Raw genomic sequence first — 23,555 nt, forward strand, 5'->3', positions numbered from 1 at the left:
CGTTATTTTAGTGAATGCAAAGCGTTGGAGCAATGTTTTAGCTCAATTACTCTGCCAAAGGTATGAACTGCAAAGAGCAAACCTAAGACAACATTATTATTTTACAAATGTGTATTAGTTGTATGTTTTTCAGTCAGTAATTAAAGCGAGGAGGGATAAGGCGTAACTTTATAATAATAGGTCATATTTGACCTGTTTTAGGGGCAAGAAAACGGTAAGATTAGCTTACATTGAGAACAATTTTTTAGACAGATTGTAAATAAATACCAAACAGAGCAAAACAAAACTCAGGCGAGAATATCAGCAATTTATGTTTAGCAAACTTTGTGAATCATTTTCGTAATTCAATGCTCCAAAGAGTTGGTAATTAGCCAATAGTAAACTTTGTTTAGTTGGTACCTAGGGAACGTACCAAGAAAAAAGACATTATTTACTGAAGTTTGGCTACCGCTCAATTGTACGGTCTCGTTGCATGTACTCGATGGTTGTTTAAGCAGCCGCAGTCACACACCACCAGCGATGATTTAGTTAATTAAGAAATTAAAGGGAACAGTACAGTAATGAATCAATCACCTTCCAAGCCTGCAAGAATCTTTACAACCAGAAAAACCCCTCGTGGCGGAGAAATCTTGCGCTTTGCACGCCAATTACGTGGCTATACCCAAGCGGAATCTGCGGCGAGCTATGGTATTGAAGAACGCACATTAAGGCGTTGGGAGAACCGTGAGTTTGACCCCAAATGGAACGACGTTATCAGCCTAGTTGAAGACGTGTATTTACTTGATATTTTAGAAGTTATAGGAAAAATAAATCATGACGACACACATAACGATTAAACAAGTTCGAAGTGCTTTGAAACGTTGGGGAAAGTTTTGGCAATCCAGAGAATATGGCAAAGGTTTTAAGCGCAGCTCGATGAGTGATTCATCAGGTCGACCAACGGGCGGTGCGATGGGGGCTGACGCGATGTCAGTACCGCAAGAAATTGAGTTAATTACCCAGCTAATAGCAGCAATGAGGCCTGAATGTATACGTGCCATTCGCGCGCGCTACTTAATGTCTGGCACATTGGCTGATGCTGCAAAGTTAGTTGGCTTTGACTCAAAACGTTCAGCAGAGTTTTGGTTAGTCAAAGCTGAGCGCAGTTTGTTGGTCGAATTCTCGACCAACCTTAATAGTGTATAAGGGGTAACTATGTCGCTGATGATCACGGTCGAACAGATCAAAAAGCACGAAGGGTACAAGCAGTACCCTTATTATTGTACAGGAGGCAAACTGACCATAGGGTATGGTCGTAATCTCGATGATAACGGTGTCGGTGAGGAAGAAGCCGAACAGTTATTAGCCCATGATGTACAAGAGGCCAGAGCGGGCGTAAAGCGTCGTATTGATGTGAGCAAGTGCAATGAAGCGCGTATGGCTGTACTGATTAACATGGCATTTAACTTAGGCCTAAATGGATTAATGGGTTTTAAGAAAATGCTTACGCATGTTGAGCGGGGTAACTTTGAGCAAGCAGCACTTGAGATGCTAAATAGTCGTTGGGCAAATCAGGTGCCAAATAGAGCCAACGAACTTGCTAAGCAAATGCTGACAGGGGAGTGGCAATAATGGGGTTTTTGGCGAAACTATTTGGCAGTGCGACGCAAGACCCTATTCAGACGGTCGGAAACATCCTCGATGAGCTGTTTACCAGCGAAGAAGAAGTGCTTAAACAAGATTTACTTAAAGCGCGATTAGTCGCCAAATCAGCTCAAGTACAAGCAAAGATCAACGCACTAAGTGCATCGCACCGAAGTGTTTTTGTTGCAGGTGCTAGGCCCTTCTTATTATGGGTATGTGGCTTTGGCTTTTTGTTTTCATTCGTCATTAATCCAATATTACAATGGCTTTGGCCTGATGTGGGGGCGCCGCAATTACCTTTAGAGGTGATGCTGGAGTTGACTTTAGGTATGTTGGGTTTGGCTGGGCTGAGAACGTTTGAAAAAGTGAAGGGAGTTGCCAAGTGAGTCAACCAGAGCATTGGCAAATGAAAAAGGAACTCAATTTAGCCCATATTATTACCACGGTTACATTGTTGGTATCAGGAATTCTTTATCTGGGAGATTTAGACAAGCGTATTACCACTAACACGCAAGAGCTGTCTCATTTAAAGCAGATCCGCAATGAAGACCAAAAACGAATTGAAAAGCGATTAGATTCAATAGATAAGAAGCTCGATACCTTACTTGGTAGCAACCTGCGCCAAGACTAAGTATCAACTTGGTGTTTCACCACTAAACATCACCCCGTAACTCTTCTCACATGAGTGTGCGCAATAAAGCACACGGCACCGAGTTTTCCATTAAGGAGTAATCTGTGAACAATGCAATTGAGCTATCACGCTTGGCGGTGCCAGATGTGATTGAAAGCTTAGAATTTGAAACTATTTATCAGCAAATGCAAAACGCGCTGGTAGAGGCAATACCCGAGTACACACAACTTGAGTCAGATCCAGCGACTAAATTGCTGGAAATTGCCGCAACCAGAGAACTGCTGTTGCGCCAACGTATCAACGACGCTGCACGCTCGGTGATGGTGGCTTATGCGCAAGGCAAAGATCTTGACCATCTGGGCGTACTGTTTGGCGTACAACGCTCTGAAAATGAAAGTGATGAGCGATATCGTGCTCGTATTCCTTTGTCGTTAGAAAGCCATAGCATGGCAGGCACTATGGGGGCATACGAGTACCAAACGATGGCTGCAACGCAAGGCGTAAAAGATGTTTACGTGTATTCGAGCCAACCAGGTGTGGTTGATGTAAAGGTACTTCCTCAACAAGGTGCTGATCCCATCGATGTGATCAGTCAAGTTAGGGCTCATCTAAATGATGAAGATATTAGGCCGCTGACAGACTTGGTCAAGGTGCACCAAGTAGTGCCCAAGAAATACCAGATCAAAGCCCAAGTTTACCTCAACGAAATCGCTGATAAGGCGCAGGTAGATGAACAAGTCAAAAGCAAGTTAAAAGCCTTTATTTTCGAGCACTATAAATTGGGGCAAGAAGTCCCCCAGTCGGGGATCATCGATATGCTACATCAAGCTGGCGTGCGTAAGGTGAAGCTGTTAACGCCGGATGATGACATAACATGCCAGATTGACGAAGCCGCCATTGCAGATTCAATCAACATTGAATACTTGTAGGAGTGATTGATGTCAAAAACACAAACGGTTGATGAGTTTCAGTCTCTACTGCCGCCAAACGCCAGCGGGTTTGAGCAAGCACATGAGCGTGCTAGTCACTTTAGAACTGGTAAATCAATTCCTGATTATGTGGCAAAACACTGGGATCCAGAGACTTGCCCTGAATCGCTGCTACCTTGGCTTGCTTGGAGCTTATCGGTTGATGAATGGGATGAGCAATGGCCTACAGAAGCAAAACGTACGCTTATTCAAAACTCAGTAACGATTCACAAACATAAAGGCACGGTGGGGGCGGTAAAACGCGCCTTAGCATCACTGGGTGTTGTGATGGAGTTTTTTGAATGGTTTGAAGATGTTGACGATGCGGTGTTAGTGCCGATACACAGCAAAGAGCCGAATACATTCACCTTTATTGCGTGGGCCAACGAACAGGCATACACCAGTCAAACCATTACGTTATCGAAGCAGTTGTATGATGATATTTATCGAGTAACAAACCATACCAAGCCCCAACGCGCCCACTTTGACTTTTTGGTTGGCGTAAAAATGAATAGCGCTCTAGCCGTTGCTTCAACCAGCAGTGCCTTGCAGGTAGGGCGGTTTAACTACGATACCGTACCGGTAAAAGCTGCGCCTAGCGAAATAACCGCGGGCTTAACAGTGGCAAGCCAAAGGCGCTTTGGGTTGAATCGCCAACATGGATTTACTCAAGCGGTTGAAGGTCGCACACAAAGCATCATAGGTGCAGCAGTCCATTTTAATAATCAGCGCCACAGCGTTGCGCGATTCTATATGCAAAGCCCGCAAAAGCTTCCGGCTGGTTGTTATTACTTACAGTCAGGCCTTGCGGCGGGTTGTCATTTTAATAACCGACGCATGAGCGTTGGGCGCTTTTATTTACATCCAACTGAGTAGTTAGCGGCTATACGCATTTGGTTAACGCATACACATTGCCTAGCGGCACGAAAAGACAGGTGTAATTTACCACTCGGCATGCCGTGTAACTGCTTTATTTCTATCGTAAAAGGAGTAAGTGCAGTGAGCACAATCTTACGGCCAACGATTACCACCGCCGGATTGGAGGCGGTGTTTAATTCAGACAAAAATGGCTTTCAGGCCAAAATTAGCAAAATCGGTTTAGGGACGGGGAATTATACCCCAGACCAAAGCCGCAGCGCGTTGCAATCAGAAGTACACCGCATTTCAGTTGCCAGCGGTGAATACAAAGGCAATTCGCAAATTCATATGAGTGTGATTGACGACACCAGTCACAACTTTTGGGTCAACGAAGTCGGCTTTTATCTAGAAGATGGCACCTTGTTTGCCGTCTATTCTAGCCCAGACAAGCCGATAGCTTATAAATCAGCCGAAGTTGACTTATTGCTGGCCTTTGACTTGGTGTTAACGGGAGTGCCAGCAGAATCGATCACCGTGATTGACCAAGGGGTCAATCTCAACATTCTGATAGCCCCTGAGCTTGCCAAATTAGGGGCAGCGCAAATCGGCAACATGGCTCGTCATCTCAAGCAAAAATTTGCTTTGATGGATGCGGGTGTACTTTAAATAATAAATATCAAATAGTAAGAGAATAGGAATTGAACATGACATGTAAGCACACGTCTACCTTGGCAAAGCAAGCCGTACAAACATTAAATGATGCCAAAGCACAGCATCAGCACGCTTTATGCAAAGATGCTCGCAACAACGCCTACCAGCGAGAAGCGGATGGGTTAGCATTTAAATATTTAGCGACTTGTGCGCAATATGGAGAGCATCACGCGCTTTCTCTTCAAGCGAAAGAGTCATGGCTAGGTGCAAGAAAGGCTGTTCAATCGAGATATCCTAAACCTGACTATTGATATTGCAAAGAGTTGATTATTCAACAAGTAAACCCACCTAGTGGGTTTTTTGTATTTGAAAATATTACAAGGAAATTTCATGGCTTTAGAGCAAGATATTGGCCGGTTGATAGATTCAACCGATCGATTAACCGAAACGGTAGATGGCAAGATTTCACAGATCACGACCACGCTGAATCAAAAATCACAGGAGATAGACAGCAAGCTGTCTGCAAAAGAGCAAGCGGTGGATGCGAAAATTGCGAGTTTTCAAAAAGCGTTGCCACTTGCGCCAAATAACCTGTCAGATACCAAACTTTTTTCCAAAATTAATGCAGACCATCCAGAAGGTACCGCGGTTGATGTTATGCAATCTCACGGTGCGCCTTGGAGCTGTTTCTACTATAACGGTTCACAAGGAAACTCTACTGTAACCAAGCTCACTAATAAGATGCTTGCTGATTACGGCCTAAGCCCAAATGCTGGGTTCCATCGCGCGTTAGGCGATTTTCGCTCTGATAGTGAAACCTACTATGGTAGTGATTTCAGAGTCCTGCTTTTCGATGTGGAAATAACACAAGGGATGGCTACGGACGAAAATTATGGCCGATTATATCTGCTAAATCAGGGGTGCCCAACGTTTACTGGATGGGGCAGAGGTGAATTCCTGACTCAGGCGAGCTGTTGGGTGAACGTTCTAGAACATTCTGGCCGCCTAACTTTTCATCCGTCAAGTAACCGTTCTGCGAATATTACCGCTGGTGCCAATGATGCGGGTAAAGGATGGCAGTATAAACATGCTGTTCGCCAAGGTTGGGGCGGATGCCACCAGCCATTTTTCGGCGGTATTGGAAAAATGAAAGTAGCGGTTGCGCTGCCATATGTTGGCACCGGTGATCATGGTGACAACTTCATTTGGGCCGATAGCGTTGGTCATCCATATTCTCACACCGGTCCTGCAAATGAAGAGGGAGCATAATCATGGCGGTATTAAAACAAATTTCAACGCAAACAATTTTTGCAGGTGGCGTTAAAGATGCGGTTCATGCAGAGCATGTCGCAAAGCAAGCTGAAGTAGCCGCGGATGACTATGAGCTTATTTTTGATGAGCAAGAAATACAAGCATTAAGGCGCACACAATATAGCCAAGAAAGTGACTACCTATTTTTTGACTATATGGCAGCAGTGACAGAGTTTGGTGAGACTTCACCAGAAGCTGTTACTGCCAAAGATGCATGGTTGGCAAAGCGAAATGCCATTAAAGAGACCTACGCTAAGCCTGCATAACTCTATTTTAAACCACATAAAACCCGCTTTTAAGCGGGTTTTTTTATTTTAACCCTGCCAGTTTAGCAGTATGGCAAGTCCATTAGTTGGAGAACAAAAATGGCTTTAGAACAAGATATTGCCAAATTAATCGAGGCATCTAATGACCTCACCACAGTAGTAGATAACAAAATTGTTGATATAGATGCCAAAGTGGAGCAGTCCAAAACCAAGGTTGACGGCTATATTAATCAAGTAAATAACTACATCAATTCAGCCAGAGATAAACAATCTCACTTTAGGCTTACTAAAAACCAAGCGCTTATTCCTAATGATGAGGGAACATTTCCTAAATACTGGAGCGGTGGCTTTGTTAAAAGTGCCAAAGTGATTGAAACGGTCACCACAGGCGTTGAACCCGAGCAGCGTTCTGCACTTGCCCGTGAGTTCTTACAGGCGATTAATTCAGATCACAAGTACTTTGCGAACAGTTTTAAAATTTGGGAGCTGGAATACTATCCCAATAGGAGAGGTGATAACAGCCATGTATTTTCCTATTTAATGTATCAATACTTCCGTTTTTCTTCATACACGACGATTGCCGCTGTCGTAAAACATGTTAAAGGGCTAGTGCCTAGCAAGTTCTGGTGTCATGGTCTAAAAGCAGGGGAACCTGCTAAGTTATGTGGCTTAAATTATGGTGTGTCGTCCACTCGCAACCACTACTCTCACTGTCACCCATACGTTGAGGGAGGGGAAGGCAAACCAGAAACCGAAACAGGCATTATTCAAGTCGCATTGCCGGCGGTCGTAACCGGCGATGTAGATCTGTCCACAGGGCAATGGGGCCAATTCCCATACCTAGGCGACGCCGATCAAAATGCATATGACTAAGGAGAGTAACCATGGCTAAATTAATCGTAAATAATCAACAAGTAGATCAGTTTTATAATGCAAACACCCCAGAGCATATAACAGCACAACTTGTGTTAGAACAATTTGGTGAGTCAGCTATATTTGAAGTGCAGTTGAGTGAGGCTGAGCAAGCAGAGCTTTCTCGCCAAACTTCACGTCAATCAATCAACCAACAAGTCGCTGACAACGCTTCTATACTTGGCACCACCTCGGATACCACACATATTTTGCTCAATGAACTCAGTGGCTTTATTAACAAGCTAAGCCAAGCGCAAAGTCTTGCTGAAATGCGCGCCTCGACAGAGTCTTTAAAGGCAGCGATTGGCAGCATTGAGCAGCAAGTCACAGATGGCAGCTTAGAGTTTCCTTATCAGGTGAAAGGGCAAGCTCAAGTGATGGATGAAATTTGCACAAGAGCACAAGGCGTAAGCCAAATATTAAAGCAAAGCTAACATCAAAAAGTGGCAGTAAAACGGGAGGCTATGTCCTCCCGTTTTGCATTGTGCATATTTACTTACTTTGAGTAGGTTTGCTTCCTAAAACATTTGGAGTTTGTATGAGTCTGACCAATTTTAGTGCTATTGACTTAAGCCAATTTCCCACCCCAGACCTGATAGAACCCCTAAGCTTTGAAGACATAAAGCGCGCGATTGTTGAAGACTATCAACAGCGTTTTCCAGATGCGCAACTTAATTATGTAAGTGATCCCGTCATTAAGCTTATTGAGACTTTTGCTTATCGTGAGTTGTTAATCAGGCAGCGTATAAATGAAGGTGCTGAAGCTGTTTTACTCGCCAAAGCCAGTGGTGAAGAGCTTGATTTTTTGGGGCAACGTTTTGGGGTGACTAGAGCTGTTTTAGCAAGTCAACCCACAGATGAAGCAGAAGGCAAGCTGATAAAAGAGAGCGATGAGAGGTTTCGCACTCGAATTAAACTGGCATTAGAGGGATTTAGTACAGCGGGTCCTACTGGGGCATACGCTTATCATTGTTTCAAAGCATCCAGCCACATCCAGGATGTATTCATTGAAGCGCCAGAGTTTGTTATGCAGCTTCCACCTGATGAGCTGGTGGGCAGTCTGCCAGCAGGTACTATGCTATTACAAAACACCTATGATGCAGGACTTGAACAACCAGTGCCCGGTGATGTTGCCATCACGTTACTAAGTGATGAAACCGATGGTACACCTTCTGAGCAGGTATTAGCGACGGTTTTGGCGGCTTTAAATCAAGATGATGTTCGTCCATTGACCGATAGAATTAATTTGCTAAAGCCTGCAATAAAGACCTTTACCATCAAGGCTAAGCTACACCTTTACCCTGGTTTTAATAGTGATGATGTTTACCAGGCGGTATATGCCGAGTGTGAGAATTGGTTGAAGCAGCGCCAGAAATTTGGCCATGATATTTCACTTTCAGGGCTGTATGCCGTGTTACATGGTGCGGGCGTTCAGCGTGTTGAGCTGCAAAGCCCAAGTGCAGACATTTTCGTTGCTGATAAAGAAGTGGCACATTGCCAAAGTATAGAAATCGGTGTTGAGGCGCAGCGTGATGTCTGATACTCAAAGGCATGACCCACTTCTGCCTGTAAACAGCTCTTCATTTGAGCATTCGCTTTCAGCTGCCGGTGCTCGTGTAGAAAATGTTCCAGTGCCGCTGCAACACCTATGGAACCCTTGGCAATGTCCTGCTCATTTTTTGCCATGGCTTGCTGATGGGTTGAGTGTAGATGCATGGGACAGCGCCTGGCCTGAACACATTCAAAGGCAAGTTATTGCCCAAAGTGTTCCTAATCATAGAGTTAAAGGCACGGTTGGCTCATTGAAGCATGCACTGTTGTCGTTAGATGCGGACATTGAGCTGCAAGAGTGGTGGCAAACAGGTGGCGTGCCCCATACCGCCACGATACTGGCGCTAGCCAAAAATAACCTTAATGTGCAAGGGGGGAGTTTTATTACCCCAAAGCTTCAGGCGCAGTTATGGCAAGCAGTGTCGGCAAATAAACCAGCACGAACACAGATTGATTTTCAAATAGGAAATATACAACAAAATCAGCTGTATATTTCATGTGTTGGGCAAACAAGTCAAATACACAAAAGCGCTTTACAACAATGTGCCGACGGACAATTTGAAAGCTGCAAGATTAGCGCAAGCACGACCACCAATCATATCCAGCTGTCATCGCAGTCATTAAGACAACACGTAGATGACGTTTTTGAACCCGTTTCTGTATCTGCACAGTGTGTGACCAACCATCTACATATTGAACACCACACCTTGAGAGCGCTTTGTGACACACAGCTAAACGCTCCCGATATGCGAATCGCTAGCACGTCGGGTTGTACAACATTTCAAACATTAACCATGGAACTTACATGAGTACCTACCAACCTATTATTACTCAGGCAGGCTTAAATGCCGCTGTAAATGCCAAAGAAAAAGGCTTAAGCGTGCATTTGAGTCATATTGCCATTGGCGACCAAGGCTACACGCCTGAACGCACTCAAACGCAACTAAAAAATGAACGAGACAGGGTGCCAACAGGAGATGCGGTTGACTTCAAAAATGGTCAATTTCGCGTGTCAGGTAAATTCACTAGTGATACCAGTTACAGCGTTAAAGAGGTTGGTTTTTTTCTCTCTGACGGGACGTTATTTGCTGTTTGGTCACATCCTACCAATGTGCTGTTTTATCTCACCCCTTTGGCAACGGTGGTGCAGGGCTTTGACTTGCTACTCAGCGCAGCGCCTCATGATGCCATCACGGTGACTCATGAGGGGGATTTACGCTTGTATTACGACGATGTGTTTTTGCACATGACTCAAGTACAAACCAACATGCTGATCTCTCAGCTAGAAACCAACCTCACTATTGTTAACTTATACAACGAACTTGCGCAAAAAGGAGTGTTATCATGAGCACCATAGAACAACAAATTCAGGCGCTTAATGCCACCAATGCGGAACTTGCCACCAAAAGTAATGCGTTGACACAAGCGGTGCAAACACAAGTCACTCGTATTGAACAGGCGGTGAGTGATGCCAAAATCGATATGTCATCGGCAACAACCACAGTGCTCAATAAGGTTAAAGCGGATGCCGCACAGGTGAATGCTGAGATTGAAAACCGAATGGATGCTGCCATCAAACCGTGGATGCCTGCCATGTCAAAGGTGCAGTTTGAAGCGCTGCGAGAACAACGTGCGCAACAATACGCGGGCAGTGGTTTTGTAGAGTGGGGCAGGCATAACCGAGGCACAGCAACAGAAAACGTCAATATCGGAATTTGGCAATATATTTCGCCGAACTGCGTTAATACGCTGTTGATGGGGGAAGCTGCGTCAAACTCTCATGATGGTACGTCAAGCGCTTTATACCCTAAAGTTTTGGTGAGCAATGTGCTTCACCATGTCTCTAGGGTTGCGCATTCATCAACACAAAACCATATTAGATTTCCTTCCGCTCCTGATGGCACCAAAACTTACGACACGGCCACAGGTACGGTGACACAGCATGACACGTCAGAAGATGCTTTTATGGCAGAAACCAGCACCAACAAAGTGGTGACGACGCGTAAAGATCTAGTGTTTTTGGAAACCTGGCATGAAGACATTAGCGACAAAGATATCGTTTATCCCTTGGGTAACGTCCAGTACGGTATAGGAAATTATAACGGGATCACGCTGAGTAATAATAAAGTTGCGCAGAGCTATAGCGCGTTTGGTGAATGGGATACGGCAACACAGGGCAACGGTGCCAAATGGTCATCCTTGAGTGACGAGCAAAAAACGGTATTTTTGGCACAGCCCGAGCACAATATTTATTACGACCCTCACGCAAATGCTTTGATCCAAGTGCGCTATCGTATCCGAGTGGTGGAAGGCTATTCAGATCATTGGAATGATGTTCGCCCCGCAGTGCCGGAAGTTACCACAGAATGGGCATTAGCGGGCCGCAAGCGGATTGCCTATGTACAAGGTAGCAGTGCGACCGTATCCAAGACTGTTTTTGTGAAGAAAAGTCACAATCAAACGTTGCTGAGCAGCGATGACTTAGGGATTGCCGAAGGTGAAGGCCAAACGATGGGCGTATCAAGCCACAGTGGCACTAAGCCAATGGCTGTGCCAATCGCATTGGTGCAACGCTTGAATCAGGGGGCGTATCACCCAGTATTTAATCCAATGGGAACGGCGCAGTTCACACAAACTAACGTGGCAAACTACCACTGGAATACGCTGCCTGCGAACTATTACCCAAGCAGGGCAGGATGCTTTGAATTACCTAGTGCATCACGCATTGGTCGACATGTTAACTATGCATCTGTGACTTCAGGTCAAACAGGGCGACCTAGCCGTTATAAATATCACGACACAATTTATGCCGGTTTGGTGGAAGACTTGCGTCTTGATGCGAATAAACTCGAGCCTATGCGACTGATGGAAGACACCATGTCTAAGGCGGTGACAGGCGCCCTGCGCGGCAAGGGATGCGTGCCTTATACGTTGATTAATACAGACTTTTGTCATGACTCAGAAATGACGATTTATATCGACGTTAACAATAATGTTAACCCTAATCCACTCACCAAGAACTTGCCTTTGTTCAACAGAGCTAAATACTTTAGCTATGCCGACACGCAAAAGTTTGACATACCAACCGTACTGATTAAATTCTTGGACTATGGTGACACAGATTTGGGCAGTTATGCTGGAGGTCATCCGCTTGACACTTGGGTGAAGGTCGATAGGGCATGTTTACTGAACAGTCGTACACATATTGCGCTCATCAACCCCAACAATGGTAACGCAAATTGGATTGATACTGGTCGCGCGAGCACCATAAAGGCACAGATTATCGTCCCCACTGATTACCAAGGTTGTGAGTTTGAATCACTGCCTTATGTTGATATTATCGGCGATCCCGACAAGGTAGTCGAGCTGTTTCCGCAAGGGGTGATAGGCCAATGGAATCCGAATCATGTACCAGATGGCAGTGGCGAACGCTTTGCTTTAAATCGAAAAGCCATTAGCGGCGACAATGATTTAGTGACTTTTTATAACGGTGAGCAGTGGGAGACCAGCACCAATGCCATGAACTTGGTCGCGCAAAGCAATACCATTTCGCACCCGACGGTGTTTGCGCAAGATAATGTTGCGCTGTACTTTTATGACTCTAAAGCAGACTCAACGGTATCAGCTGCGCTGGGCAAAATCGAGTCGCTCTCGGGTAAAGTATGGTGTGGTAATGATGCAAGGGCGTCTTTTGGTGCATATTTGCAAACGAGCCTAACTGGCAAAGTTCCCACCTCAATTAGCTATACCACCAACGCATTTGTACCGGTAACGAAAGTAAACTTACTTGCGGGTATGTTAGTGCGTGATGAAGCGCCAGAACACGAGGTATTACCCCACTTAGGTGGTACGCTAGATAATGCCGGTTGTAAAGCCTTATATTCATTAACCGCAAAGAATGGTTTGTACTATCTACAATTTAACGGCAGCGAACTTAAACTTGATAGCGTCGAGCCGATTGAAATTAATAGCACAAACCTCACCATGGATATGGTCAAAGGGTCGGTCTACTTTGTTAAAAATAATGCAGGGACCAGTGCAATGGATGGCCAATATTGGTATTGCAACACATCATCAACAGTCAATTGGAATGCGGACATCTGGGTCAAACAGCCCAATGGCAGGGTCGGTGTTAAAGGATTGGATAGAAACGAATATTTAATCCCGTATGAACCGACCTCCTGGGGTGATGACAAGCGCATTACACTGTTAGATGGTGAAAATGTTAAAACTGACTTTAATGGCAATAGTGTCAGTGCATTTTGTCATCACACCTTGTTCCCTATCGGTATCGCCAGCAACTAAGTGTTGGCAAGCTCATATTCAGGGGGGACGATGATCAGGCTATTCCAATCGGTCAAGTGATCATCGCTGATTATTTTCCTACCGACTATAAAACGGTCAAACTTGACCGTTTTCTTTTCAAAATACTTGCTACTATTTCGCTAAATTTGAAAAAGTAGTCTTTCCCGTGAAGTGGGCATAAGGTTAACGCCTTATGCCCATTTTTTTGATCTGTTTGTTGGCACGGGTGTTTTTTGCAAATACCAAACTATGCCATTTTTGCACAGATTGACGTACTTCATACTTGCCAAAATCCGAAAGGCTTATCGCGCCCATCTTCACGCGCCTCGTTTTTGTTCTCTATTATATCCGTTATCTAAGAAGGCTTATGTCAAAATCCCAACTTATTGATTTATCTAAATTACCACCACCTGATGTGCTGGAAAAAGTAGATTATGAGCAGCTGTTGAGCACGCTAAAACAAGATTTAATTGCGCGTAACCCCGAGCTTGAGCAGGTATTAGGCCTCGAATCTGAGCCGTTGACTCAGTTACTCAATAGTTATGCCTATCAGGCCATGTTACTGCGCGCGCGCGTTAATGATGCAGCTAAATCCACCATGCTTAGTAGCGCCACGGGTAGTGATTTGGACCACATTGCGAGCCGTTATCAGGTTGCTCGCTTAGCGGGTGAAAGCGATCAGCGGTTACGTGAGCGGGTACAGTTAGCGTTTCATAGCCTCAATACCGCAGGTACTGAAAAAAGCTATATTTATCACACGCTCACAGCTGACCCTAGAGTGAAGGACGTCCATGTTACTAGCCCTTCACCCTGTCATATTATTCTGACTATTTTGAGTAATGAGTCACCCAGTGGTCAGCCTTCGGTTGAGTTGATCAATAAGCTTGAGTACACCTTTGGTTTAAAATCGGGCGACCAAAGCTCAGTGTCTGAAATACTCGAAGCACAAAAAATACGCCCTATTGGCGATAGAGTAGAAATTGTGCCCGCTAACGTCAAGGCGTTTAACTTACAAGCCCATGTCAAGCTGGAGTTAGGCCCAGGACATGCGCAAGTAAAACAGCAAGTGATTGATAAAACAAAACAGTATCTCGCTGAACGCAGTGGCTTGGGTCAACATATTAAGCGTTCTGCGCTATTTGCGGTGTTACACCAAGCCGGAGTCGAAGAGGTAGAGCTGATTTCACCACAAGACAATATTCTCGTAGCAGACGATGAAGTGGCTTGGTGTCAAAATGGAATTGATGAGATCAGTTTCGGGGGGTCGTCATGAGCGAGCTGCACAACGGCAGTGCACTTCAGTCGGATATTCAATCTGTATCTAACGCACTGTTTGCGCCTGTCAACACTGGGGCTGATGTGGTTGCAACGTTGTGGAGCCCTGAAACTTGCCCAGAGCCATTATTACCTTGGCTTGCTTGGAGCCAAGGTGTCGAGCAGTGGGATGAGCAGTGGAGCGATAACACTAAGCGTCAAGTCATTTCGCAAAGCTACGAGCAGCACAAGTATTTAGGCACACGCTTTGCGATAACAAAAGGGTTACAGCCATTCGGTTTTCAAACCAAGATATATGAATGGTTTGAAAAGCAGCCGCAGGCCGAACCAGGCACGTTTTCTATTGACGTATCGGTCACAGATAAAGGGATAGACAACAAGGTTATAGAGCAAATCTATACCACGATTGTACAAACTAAGCGTAAAAGTGTTCAGTTTGACTTATCGGTGAGCTTGCTCGGTGAGACAGAGTTGGGCTTTGCCAGCGCTGCCACATCAGGCATCACCGCTACAGTGTATCCATACTACGCCAGCGAAATAACCAGTGAGTCATCATTGTGTGTTGCGCTTGCTAACCAATCATTTTACCAAATCAAAGTATATCCTCGGAGTAGTTATGTCTCAGCCTCAATACTGGACCATGCTGACCCCAGCTGGTCGAGCTAAAGTTGCCAACGCAATTGGCACGGGCCAAAAAATCAATTTAACCAAATTTGCTGTGGGCGATGGCCTAATTCTGCCCGATGCACAAGGGCTTTCCAGTGAACGTTTTAGAGGGCTTATCAACAGCTCAAAAACTCTAGATGAAAGCCCTTCAATGCTAGAAATTGTAGGGGTAGTCCCCTCAACCGAAGGTGGCTTTTATGTAAGAGAAGCTGCTTTTTATACCGAAGATGATGTGGCGTTTGCCATTGTTAAATACCCAGAAACGTACAAACCCAATATTGCCGACAATGCTAGCGCAGAACTCGGTATTAAAGCGGTGATCGATGTGGTGCAAGCCAGTGCAGTAAATTTAAAAGTTGACCCCTCTATGGTGTATGCCACGCAAGAACACGTGAGTAACGAGATCAACAAATTTATGGGCCTACTGTCGCTTGATGGTGGTGCTTTTTCAGATTCTTATCCTAATACAACTAGCCTAGATGGAGGCACTTTATAATGGCAAACAAATTACAATTTAGACGCGGCCCAGCAGCCAACAGAACCAATGTAACCCCAGCCAGTGGAGAACCGATTTGGTTAACAGATAGCAAAAAGCTGTTTGTAGGTGATGGTCAAACGCCAGGCGGTATTGATATTTTTGGCACCCTTGGTAGTGCCATTTATAAAGATGCAGGTACAGGTGCGAATCAAGTATTAACCCTTGATGGTAGCGGTAAAATTCCTGAAGGCGTATTGCCAAGCCTAGCAATTGGCCAACCATTTGAAGTGGCAAACCAAGCAGCTATGTTAGCGCTAACCGCACAGCCGGGTGACTTGGCTATTCGTACCGATGAAAGCAAGTCTTACGTGCTTAAAGCTACACCTGCCAATGTACTATCGAACTGGATTTTGTTAAGAACGCCAACCGATAACGTGCTGTCTGTTAACGGTAAAACAGGCGCGGTAACAATTAACAAAAGCGATGTGGGCTTAAGTAACGTTACCAATGAATCAAAAGCGCAGCTATTTACCTCACCTAATTTTACAGGTAATCCAAAAGCACCCACTCGTGCGTTATCAGACGACAGCACCCATATTGCCAACACGGCATGGGTAAAAGATTGGGTTAATTCACTAGGTCTAGCGGTTGAAGGCGGCGACATTGACGGAGGAACGTTTTAATGGGTCGTAAGATTCAATTTAGACGCGGTCCGGAGGCAGAACGGTTACAAACCGTTCTCGCCAACGGTGAACCGGGTTGGTCGCCAGAAACCGAGCAGTTGTTTATTGGTGATGGGCAAACGCTTGGTGGGCAACCACTCTCTATGGGTCGTTATAAGGTTATCAGCACTGACACACAAGCGGCCATCGGTGGCAAATACATGTTTAATGCGGGTTGTAAGTTGCATCTGCCAGACAACGTACCCGAAGGCTCTCAGATTCAGTTCAATGTGTTAACCAGCGCTAATTTAAATGCCAATAATAAAGCAAAGATTATTGCGCCAGCTGGAAAAAGTCTACGCAAAGACGGTGAAACGGGTACGGAATATCACACCTCGTTAATTATTAACCGCACCGCAATCTACGTTAATTCAGAGTGGGAAATTTTATGATATTGACAGACAAAGAAGCCTCTAATCCGCGCCCTGTTGAGTTGTTGACAGCAAACTATGGTATAAATTCGAACAATAGCATCTCCTCTACGTTGGCGCAGTCTCAAATAGAAGTTGGAGAGAGCGAAGTTGTGCTGTTCGAGTATCTAGATACACAGGGGGTGATAACCAAATTCGGTTGGAAGGGCTGGATACATATTACCGAAATCATAGTTGATGATAAAAGCCTTCTGGCGACATTTGAACAAAATAGGGGAGAAGCTAGGTATTTGAAAGACGATGATTTTGACGCAATCCTCCCTTTGCACTTTTACAAATCAATTCGGGTTAAAGGGTTTAAAAAATCAGAGGTCAGCTCCCGCGACACAGAGCAATTCAGGTGGGAAGCATGGAGAACAGAATGACTTATATATATGAAACGATAGAGGGACAGAGGATATCAGAGCCTGCACCGTCGTGTTATCAGTTGAATGTCAATGAAGCAGGAAATATTTTCGAAAAAACCTTGTATAACCCTCAGCCAAAAAATCTTGTGGTCACTTTAAGCAATGTAACAGTAGAGTGTGGGCAAGCTGCGCTCGTCGGTAACATATGGTGGCTACCAAAAGGAGAGCGTTTCATACTCAGAGCAAACGTCAGTGAATTAGCAGACACTCAGCTTATGGTGATGGTGGAGCGAGTGATCAATGCCGAGCAACCTATTGATGATATTCGTTTTGTGGCAGAGATTGTGGACGGTGTGTTTACCATGCAAGGCTGCTTTGAACTCAGCGGTAACTACTTAATCACACCATCGCGTTTAAATGCGGGCCTAGAGCGCATTGGTGCGCCATTTAGGCTTGCTTTCTCTGCTTTAGAGTTTGATGCATACATGCCCGAGCAAACCAGCTAAGCGCAGGTATTTCAATACTCGATAACCCTTAGGAGTCTAATCGATGACCACTCATATCGATTTAAGCAAACTCCCTGAACCCAACATCATTGAATCACTCTCTTTTGAAGATATTTACCAAGCGCGTAAGGCGCGCTTTATCTCTCTTGCGCCTGAATTTTCTCAGGCGCTTGAGCTTGAAAGTGACCCTCTAAATGTCTGGTTGCAGGTAGAGAGCTATCAAGAATTACTGCTGCGTCAGCGAATAAATGAAGCGGCGCAATCCAATTTGTTGGCGTTTGCAAAAAGCGCTGATCTTGAACACCTCGGCGCTTTTTACGGCGTTGAGCGCATTGCAGGCGAGCTAGATGATGATTACCGCACGCGCATTCGTAACAACACCATAGCCTCTAGCACCGCAGGCAGTGCTGAGCACTATCGCAATCATGCGATTAATGCGGCACCGAGTGATATTAGCGATGTGTCGGTGTTTAGCCCAGGTAACGGTGAGGTGATCATCACTGTGCTGGCAAAAGCGCCGAGTAACGCTGAAGCGACACTCGAAAAAGTCACCACAGCCGTTACGGATGATGGGGTAAAAATGCTCACCGACAAACTAGAGGTCAATCTTGCGCACTTGGTCGAAATAGACATCACCGCAGATATTTATCTACAAGATGATACGTCGCAGTCGGTGTTTGATGAATTAGAAAGTGCACTGCGTGAAGCGTGGCAACAGCAGGCCCATCTGCAATGGGATTTAGCACCCAGCTGGGTGGCGGCTCAGTTGCACAAAAAAGGGGTGCGACATGTTGATATTCAAAGCCCTTCTGGTTTACAAAAAATGAGCCATGCCCAGTGTGCTGTGCCGGGAAATATCACGCTCACATTACGCTCATGAGGTAGTGATGCAACAACTGTTACCCCCCAATCATAGCCCACTGCAACTTAAAGGCTTACAAAGTCAGTTCTCGGCCGATGAGTACCATGAAGCCATTGCACAGCTGACCAGCAACAAGGCGCATCCGCATGATGCGCAGCTCATGTGGTTAGTGTGGGAGTATGGCCTTGAAAGCATTTTGCCTTACAGCCAAGACCTAAGGCAGACCCTCAAAGATGGTATCGCATGGCAACGTATTCGTGGTACACCGAAAAGCTTAACCACCGCGCTTGGTTGGCTGGAACTCAATAACGCGCAAATAGAAAACACACCAGCGGGGCTACATTATTACACCTATCAAATAGACAGTGGTGACATCCCCGGTGACGAACGCTTGGCTAAAGTCGTCAAGCTGGCACAGTTGTCTTCCCCTGCTCGCAGCCAGTTGACGCGTGTTTATCATGACTATGATATTCGCAACCAGACATTGTCTGGGCCAAGGTGCGGCTTTGGTCATATTCTCAGTGATTATTCTGGTGTGGTCTTTACTCATAAGGAAAACCAACTGGTTAAGGCCAGTTTTGGTCGTACCCAGCAGGTTACGGTAGATGCCAGCCCCGAACAGTTGGAGTTTGGCCATCAACGTACACGTAGTCAAATCAGTGAGCATCTCGACAAGCTTGAAAGTGGTCGTTACTGCTTAACCACCAGCGAACCTTCTGAGTTGCCGAGTGTTGTGGTGCACGGTCGTATTCACGCCTATCAGCGCACGCTTGCGCAGCGAGTATGGCTCGGTCCTTGGCATGACCGTTGGCAAAATGCAAAGTGGCAATCTCAGCAACTTTGTAGTGTACAGATTAATCACGTACGCGAGTTGAATGTGTCATCGCTTGGTTTTTCTGGTGCAAGTACGGGTCGCTTGAACATCGGTCGCTTAAACCTCAATGCCACGTCATCCAGTTAATTTCGTCAGATAACCCATCTGCACCTAGGTTAGCTGACGTTTTCTTACCTTTGTCATCTTGCAACTAATAAGTTGCCAATCTTTTTTGGAATAAACTATGAGCAACCCAACCACATTTACCCCTGTAGTGTGGACTGAGCAAGGTCTGAGTAAATTACTCAGCGCCTCGCAACAGGGCATTAGCATGGCAATTACCCATGTATCAGCGGGTGACCAAAGCTACACCCCCAGTGCCACCCAAACTGCGCTGCGCAACGAGCAACAAAGAGTGCTTATTGGCGGCGCAGAGATTTTAAATAATACCCAACTGCGCTTTAGTGCACTGTTTGATGGCCCGAGTGAATATCCGGTCAAAGAAGTGGGTATTTGGTCAGATACCACCTTAGTGGCGGTTTACAGCGTGCCCGACGAGCAGTTGAACTTTAAGGCCGCCGATGCGGCGTGGCTTGAAGTATTTACGCTCAATGTGTCGGCACTGCCTAGCCAAAATGTGACCTGCTCGGTGGGAATTAATAACGCCAATGTGTTTTTAACCCAAGAGTTACTCACCATGACCTACGCACAAACCCTACAAAGTAAAAACCTCATTCAACAAGCACATCAAAACATGCTGCTCAATTTACGCCTTCGAAAAGCTGGCCTGTAAGGAATAAATATGACTCTAGAAGCACAAATTGCCGATATTAATAAGCTGGTGGCTGAACAAACCGCCGAATACTCTAAACTTACCCAAGATATTAGTGCAGGCTTAACTGAAATCGACACGGTCGCCCAGGATATGGCGGCAACGCATGCGTTGATTAAAGGCAATCATCAGGCCATTAATGATTGGCAAACCAAAACCGGTAAAGTTACCCTCAAAGACTTAAACGGGCAAAGTTATCAAGTAGATACACTCCCAAGCCTTATTAATGAGTCGCAAAAAATAAACCCACACCCACAGGTGATGACTAAGGCTCAGTTTGATGCGCTGCGTGAAATACGTAAGCAGCAATATGCAGGCTCAGGGTTTGTGGAATGGGGGTTTGGCGATGCCGCTGCAAACGCCATCAATGATGGTATGTGGGCATATGAAAACCAACTTAACCTAGGCCGTTCAGGGAAAGCGAGTGGCTGGGTAGGGCAAGATAAATCGTCAACCCCGTTCCCTAAAGTTGTGGTGGATGGAGTATCACATGAGTTACAATCGGTTGATTATCCATATGGCATTGCAAGTACCAAGTTTCCACCCGCACCCGATGGCACTAAAACCTATGACTCATCAACGGGTAAAGTCACCCAACATGCAAGCGCAGCGGAAGCATTCGAAGGGGTAGTAACGAATGGTGACTTTAGAAATGGTGCGGAAGGCTATAGCACTGCTAATGGTATGCACATAGAAGTAAGCAACTCAATTTGTCGATGTATCGGAAATGGTCAAGCAAACAACCAGTTAGGTATTACTCATACGATGGAAGAAGGTAAAGAGTATATTGTTGAAGTTGTTACTGGTGACATAACGCATCCAGATGCGGCAATTTATATTAGTGGGGTAAAGCATAAACTAAGAGCCAACACGCATAATAGAGTTAAGTTTATCTACGATTCTGTTTACTTTTACCCTTGTCGCTTTGAGCTAGCATCTGATGGAAAGTATGCAGATCTGCGTTCAATATCTATAAAACCAGCCACAGAGCAGGTGATCACCTCACGCAAAGACTTGGTGTTTTTAGAGTCATGGCATGAAAAAATTGCCGATAAGGATGTGGTGTATCCGCTGGGCAATGTACAGTATGGCGCTAGCGCCTACGAGGGCATTACTCTTGCCAATACGCTTGTTGCTCAAGGTTATTCGGCGTTCGGCCAATGGGATAGCAGTACCAAAGGCTATGGGGTTAAATGGTCAACACTCTCTGATGCTAATCGCATTAAGTTTTTAAAAAATCCTGAGCATAATATTTACTACGACCCAGAAGCCAAAGCCTATATTCAGGTGCGGTATCGTATTCGTGTCATTGAAGGGCATGGCGATAATTGGTACGGACCTACGGCGACGCAAGGGTCTGGCTACTTAGATTTTTCGCCAAGAGAGCACATTAGACCTCAAGGAATGAGAGTTGAAACAGCGAGCGATTGGCGAATGGGTTATCCGCTGTTCGCTAATGGTACGTTCTCTACTGCACGTTATCCGATGGAGCATCAGGATGTTGGACTTTATGGCGCGGTTGCAGCGCAGAATGTGAAAGATGTGAACTCAGGCCATGAAGGCCTGTGTTTTGCTACGCCAATTGCGCTAGTGCAACGCTTAAATCAGGGGGCTTATCATCCAGCTTACAATCCTATGGGTTGTGGTAATTTTACGCGTCCAGATGGCTGGGGTATAACGCGTTGGTATAACCCCAAGTTTGCAAATATAGAGCCTACGTCTCCTTTAGAGTGTTTCACGTTGGATTATGGAAATCCGAACCACATGGCTGGTGCGCCTGCCCACGGTAGTTGGAAAAAGTTTGGTTCTATCGCGGGTAGTGATGCTAATTCAGGACGTAGAGATCAGTACAAGTTCTACGACGCTATCTATGCTGGCCAAGTTGAAGACTTACGCTTAAACGCCAATAAGTTGGATATTAATCAGCTGCGTGACGAAGCGATGCGTAAAGCGGTTGCAGGGACATTACGCGGAAAAGAAAAGCTGCCCTTTACTCGAACGTATACTTTTGTTAAATCAGGCGGCTTCTTTAACAACACAGGCTACTGGCTAGGCGAAAATGGCTCGGCACATCTGAATACTGAGAACTTAATCGCAAAATTCGGAAAAAGGCCAAGCCCTGCACCAGTAGCATCTGCGCTAACGGGTTCTTACCACTGCGGCGCTGGATATATTTACCGTCATGATACTCAGCAGCTATTGCCAATTATTAACAAGTATTCGCCAGATGACTTGTTATATATTCGTACAGAGCAAGATGTGCCCAATGGCACACTGCTGACTATGATATGGTCGTATGATACACAATTAGAGATGCCAAGTGCAGAATTCGACTCTCTCCCTTGGGTAGATATTATCGGCTACCCTGAGCGTATTGCATCGACTTTCCCTGATGGTGTGATTGGTCAGTGGATCCCACAGTTACCAAATGGTGGTAGCCAAGACTTCAAGCTTAATCGAAAAGCCAGCCAACCCCTAACGTGGGCAATGTCACTGGATGATGGTAGCAGTTGGAACTCGGGCAGTTTAGCGATTAACAGTACGAAGAATGCTTATGTGTCTCCTGCAGAGGCCGCGCGCGTTCAACTTATTTATTATTGTGCTGATGCAGGCTTTACTACGCCAGCTGTTAATTCACCGGTGTTAGGAACAGTAGGGGATGTTTGGCTTGGTAATGATGCACGTAGTAATTTTGGCGCTCGATTACAGCAGTCATTAACAGCCAGTATTGCCACAACAGTGGCCTATACCAGCAATACCTATGTTCCGCTCAACGCTAAAAACTTGCTTGATGACAAGTTGATAAAGGATGAATTTCCACAGCATCTCGTGCCACCAGCGCTTGGCGGTGAAAAAGGCGCGTATGCCTGTAAAGTACTGCCAACCATCACCAATTACAGAGGATTACTGTATATGCAGCTTCACGGTGCTCAACTGCAATTGGATAACATCGAGCCCACGTTAGTTTTAGGCAGCGATAAAGTGAACCTTGTTGATGACAAAGCTTACATCAAGATAGCGACAAGCCATATGCAAGGCGTGTATCAAAAGGTACGAAACTTCGGGTCTTCAAGTTATGACAGTTACCTACAAGCTGGTGATTTAGTGGCTGACCAGCATGGCAATATGGTCTCGGTCGCGACGGGGTTAGTGTATTATCGCAAAGTCACCACCACAAATTGGGGTGATGACCAGAGTATTCCGATCATAGACAACGAGAATGTTAAAACTGATCTCAACGGCAACACAGTGAAGGTATTTTGCCATCACACCCTGTTACCACTGGGGATTGCTAGCCACTAATTAGGTGGCTTTTTCTTTTCAATCAACGCGTAACAACAGCACTTTAAATGACGATGGGTCAGTCTATCTGTCTACAGGTCAAACTTGACCGATATTCTTGGCTAATTCTGGTTAAAGTGTCGTTATTGTGGGCAAAGTTAAACATACTTTGTTTGCAAGCCACACTAAAGCACGCTCGTGCTTTAGTTCAATGGCTGAACGTGGTCTGTTGGAAGCCACACTCAGCCTTCTAACTTACTCGTT

28 protein-coding genes are annotated in these 23,555 nt (G+C 45.4%); all 28 read left to right on the forward strand.

What is annotated here, in order from left to right; all coding sequences use genetic code 11:
* Positions 1–560: 560 nt before the first annotated feature.
* The 28 genes from BET10_RS08645 to BET10_RS08780 all read left to right on the forward strand — a co-directional run bounded on the left by BET10_RS08645 (position 561) and on the right by BET10_RS08780 (position 23,312).
* Positions 561–836, forward strand: a complete 276-nt coding sequence (locus BET10_RS08645; RefSeq protein ID WP_070984978.1) for a helix-turn-helix domain-containing protein — start codon at positions 561–563, stop codon at positions 834–836.
* A complete protein-coding gene (locus BET10_RS08650) occupies positions 814–1,185 on the forward strand; it encodes a hypothetical protein (protein ID WP_070984980.1) in 372 nt (123 codons plus the stop codon). Before BET10_RS08645 ends, BET10_RS08650 begins: the two co-directional genes overlap by 23 nt.
* 9 nt (positions 1,186–1,194) lie before the next feature.
* Complete coding sequence (locus BET10_RS08655; protein WP_070984982.1) at positions 1,195–1,611, forward strand: glycoside hydrolase family protein; 417 nt, start codon at positions 1,195–1,197, stop codon at positions 1,609–1,611.
* Positions 1,611–2,009, forward strand: coding sequence for a 3TM-type holin (locus BET10_RS08660; protein WP_070984984.1), 399 nt, complete (start codon positions 1,611–1,613; stop codon positions 2,007–2,009). Before BET10_RS08655 ends, BET10_RS08660 begins: the two co-directional genes overlap by 1 nt.
* Positions 2,006–2,254 (forward strand): hypothetical protein, encoded by a 249-nt coding sequence (locus BET10_RS08665; RefSeq protein WP_070984986.1) that lies wholly within the window; start codon positions 2,006–2,008, stop codon positions 2,252–2,254. Before BET10_RS08660 ends, BET10_RS08665 begins: the two co-directional genes overlap by 4 nt.
* A 104-nt stretch (positions 2,255–2,358) precedes the next feature.
* Positions 2,359–3,183, forward strand: coding sequence for a baseplate assembly protein (locus BET10_RS08670; protein ID WP_070984988.1), 825 nt, complete (start codon positions 2,359–2,361; stop codon positions 3,181–3,183).
* A 9-nt stretch (positions 3,184–3,192) separates the two neighbouring features.
* Entirely contained in the window at positions 3,193–4,098 is a 906-nt protein-coding gene (locus BET10_RS08675) for a phage tail protein I (protein WP_070984991.1), read from the forward strand.
* Between the two features lie 123 nt (positions 4,099–4,221).
* Complete coding sequence (locus tag BET10_RS08680; RefSeq protein ID WP_237124957.1) at positions 4,222–4,746, forward strand: phage tail-collar fiber domain-containing protein; 525 nt, start codon at positions 4,222–4,224, stop codon at positions 4,744–4,746.
* 38 nt (positions 4,747–4,784) lie between these two features.
* A complete protein-coding gene (locus BET10_RS08685; protein WP_070984994.1) occupies positions 4,785–5,042 on the forward strand; it encodes a hypothetical protein in 258 nt (85 codons plus the stop codon).
* Positions 5,043–5,121: 79 nt separating this feature from the next.
* Positions 5,122–6,000, forward strand: a complete 879-nt coding sequence (locus BET10_RS08690) for a hypothetical protein (RefSeq protein WP_070984996.1) — start codon at positions 5,122–5,124, stop codon at positions 5,998–6,000.
* A gap of 2 nt (positions 6,001–6,002) precedes the next feature.
* Positions 6,003–6,308 carry a hypothetical protein gene (locus BET10_RS08695; RefSeq protein WP_070984998.1) on the forward strand — a complete coding sequence of 102 codons (306 nt, stop codon included), beginning with the start codon at positions 6,003–6,005 and terminating at the stop codon, positions 6,306–6,308.
* A gap of 99 nt (positions 6,309–6,407) precedes the next feature.
* Positions 6,408–7,181 (forward strand): hypothetical protein, encoded by a 774-nt coding sequence (locus BET10_RS08700; protein WP_070985000.1) that lies wholly within the window; start codon positions 6,408–6,410, stop codon positions 7,179–7,181.
* 11 nt (positions 7,182–7,192) lie between these two features.
* Positions 7,193–7,654: a hypothetical protein gene (locus BET10_RS08705; protein ID WP_083330478.1), complete on the forward strand. Its 462-nt coding sequence runs from the start codon at positions 7,193–7,195 to the stop codon at positions 7,652–7,654.
* Positions 7,655–7,758: 104 nt separating this feature from the next.
* The gene (locus tag BET10_RS08710) at positions 7,759–8,760 is read left to right on the forward strand and encodes a baseplate assembly protein (RefSeq protein ID WP_070985002.1); all 1,002 of its coding nucleotides are present in this window, start codon (positions 7,759–7,761) and stop codon (positions 8,758–8,760) included.
* Entirely contained in the window at positions 8,753–9,580 is an 828-nt protein-coding gene (locus tag BET10_RS08715; protein WP_070985004.1) for a phage tail protein I, read from the forward strand. Before BET10_RS08710 ends, BET10_RS08715 begins: the two co-directional genes overlap by 8 nt.
* Complete coding sequence (locus BET10_RS08720) at positions 9,577–10,119, forward strand: phage tail-collar fiber domain-containing protein (protein ID WP_070985006.1); 543 nt, start codon at positions 9,577–9,579, stop codon at positions 10,117–10,119. The genes BET10_RS08715 and BET10_RS08720 overlap by 4 nt, the downstream gene beginning before the upstream one ends.
* Positions 10,116–13,076 carry a hypothetical protein gene (locus BET10_RS08725; protein ID WP_070985009.1) on the forward strand — a complete coding sequence of 987 codons (2,961 nt, stop codon included), beginning with the start codon at positions 10,116–10,118 and terminating at the stop codon, positions 13,074–13,076. Before BET10_RS08720 ends, BET10_RS08725 begins: the two co-directional genes overlap by 4 nt.
* A gap of 367 nt (positions 13,077–13,443) precedes the next feature.
* On the forward strand, positions 13,444–14,349 hold the full coding sequence (locus BET10_RS08730; RefSeq protein ID WP_070985012.1) for a baseplate assembly protein: 906 nt from the start codon (positions 13,444–13,446) through the stop codon (positions 14,347–14,349).
* Positions 14,346–15,017, forward strand: a complete 672-nt coding sequence (locus BET10_RS08735; RefSeq protein ID WP_070985014.1) for a phage tail protein I — start codon at positions 14,346–14,348, stop codon at positions 15,015–15,017. Before BET10_RS08730 ends, BET10_RS08735 begins: the two co-directional genes overlap by 4 nt.
* Positions 14,968–15,513, forward strand: a complete 546-nt coding sequence (locus tag BET10_RS08740) for a phage tail protein (protein WP_083330479.1) — start codon at positions 14,968–14,970, stop codon at positions 15,511–15,513. Before BET10_RS08735 ends, BET10_RS08740 begins: the two co-directional genes overlap by 50 nt.
* Complete coding sequence (locus BET10_RS08745; RefSeq protein ID WP_070985019.1) at positions 15,513–16,178, forward strand: hyaluronate lyase N-terminal domain-containing protein; 666 nt, start codon at positions 15,513–15,515, stop codon at positions 16,176–16,178. The genes BET10_RS08740 and BET10_RS08745 overlap by 1 nt, the downstream gene beginning before the upstream one ends.
* On the forward strand, positions 16,178–16,609 hold the full coding sequence (locus tag BET10_RS08750; RefSeq protein ID WP_070985021.1) for a hyaluronate lyase N-terminal domain-containing protein: 432 nt from the start codon (positions 16,178–16,180) through the stop codon (positions 16,607–16,609). Before BET10_RS08745 ends, BET10_RS08750 begins: the two co-directional genes overlap by 1 nt.
* Positions 16,606–17,013 (forward strand): hypothetical protein, encoded by a 408-nt coding sequence (locus tag BET10_RS08755; RefSeq protein WP_070985022.1) that lies wholly within the window; start codon positions 16,606–16,608, stop codon positions 17,011–17,013. The genes BET10_RS08750 and BET10_RS08755 overlap by 4 nt, the downstream gene beginning before the upstream one ends.
* Complete coding sequence (locus BET10_RS08760) at positions 17,010–17,501, forward strand: hypothetical protein (RefSeq protein WP_070985024.1); 492 nt, start codon at positions 17,010–17,012, stop codon at positions 17,499–17,501. The genes BET10_RS08755 and BET10_RS08760 overlap by 4 nt, the downstream gene beginning before the upstream one ends.
* A 43-nt stretch (positions 17,502–17,544) precedes the next feature.
* Positions 17,545–18,381 (forward strand): baseplate assembly protein, encoded by an 837-nt coding sequence (locus BET10_RS08765; RefSeq protein WP_070985026.1) that lies wholly within the window; start codon positions 17,545–17,547, stop codon positions 18,379–18,381.
* 7 nt (positions 18,382–18,388) lie between these two features.
* Positions 18,389–19,324, forward strand: a complete 936-nt coding sequence (locus BET10_RS08770; protein WP_070985028.1) for a phage tail protein — start codon at positions 18,389–18,391, stop codon at positions 19,322–19,324.
* Between the two features lie 97 nt (positions 19,325–19,421).
* The gene (locus BET10_RS08775; protein WP_070985030.1) at positions 19,422–19,970 is read left to right on the forward strand and encodes a phage tail-collar fiber domain-containing protein; all 549 of its coding nucleotides are present in this window, start codon (positions 19,422–19,424) and stop codon (positions 19,968–19,970) included.
* 9 nt (positions 19,971–19,979) lie between these two features.
* Positions 19,980–23,312, forward strand: coding sequence for a hypothetical protein (locus BET10_RS08780; protein ID WP_070985032.1), 3,333 nt, complete (start codon positions 19,980–19,982; stop codon positions 23,310–23,312).
* The last annotated feature ends 243 nt before the right edge of the window (positions 23,313–23,555 follow it).

The sequence above is a fragment of the Pseudoalteromonas amylolytica genome (genome assembly GCF_001854605.1).
Lineage (GTDB): Bacteria > Pseudomonadota > Gammaproteobacteria > Enterobacterales > Alteromonadaceae > Pseudoalteromonas > Pseudoalteromonas amylolytica.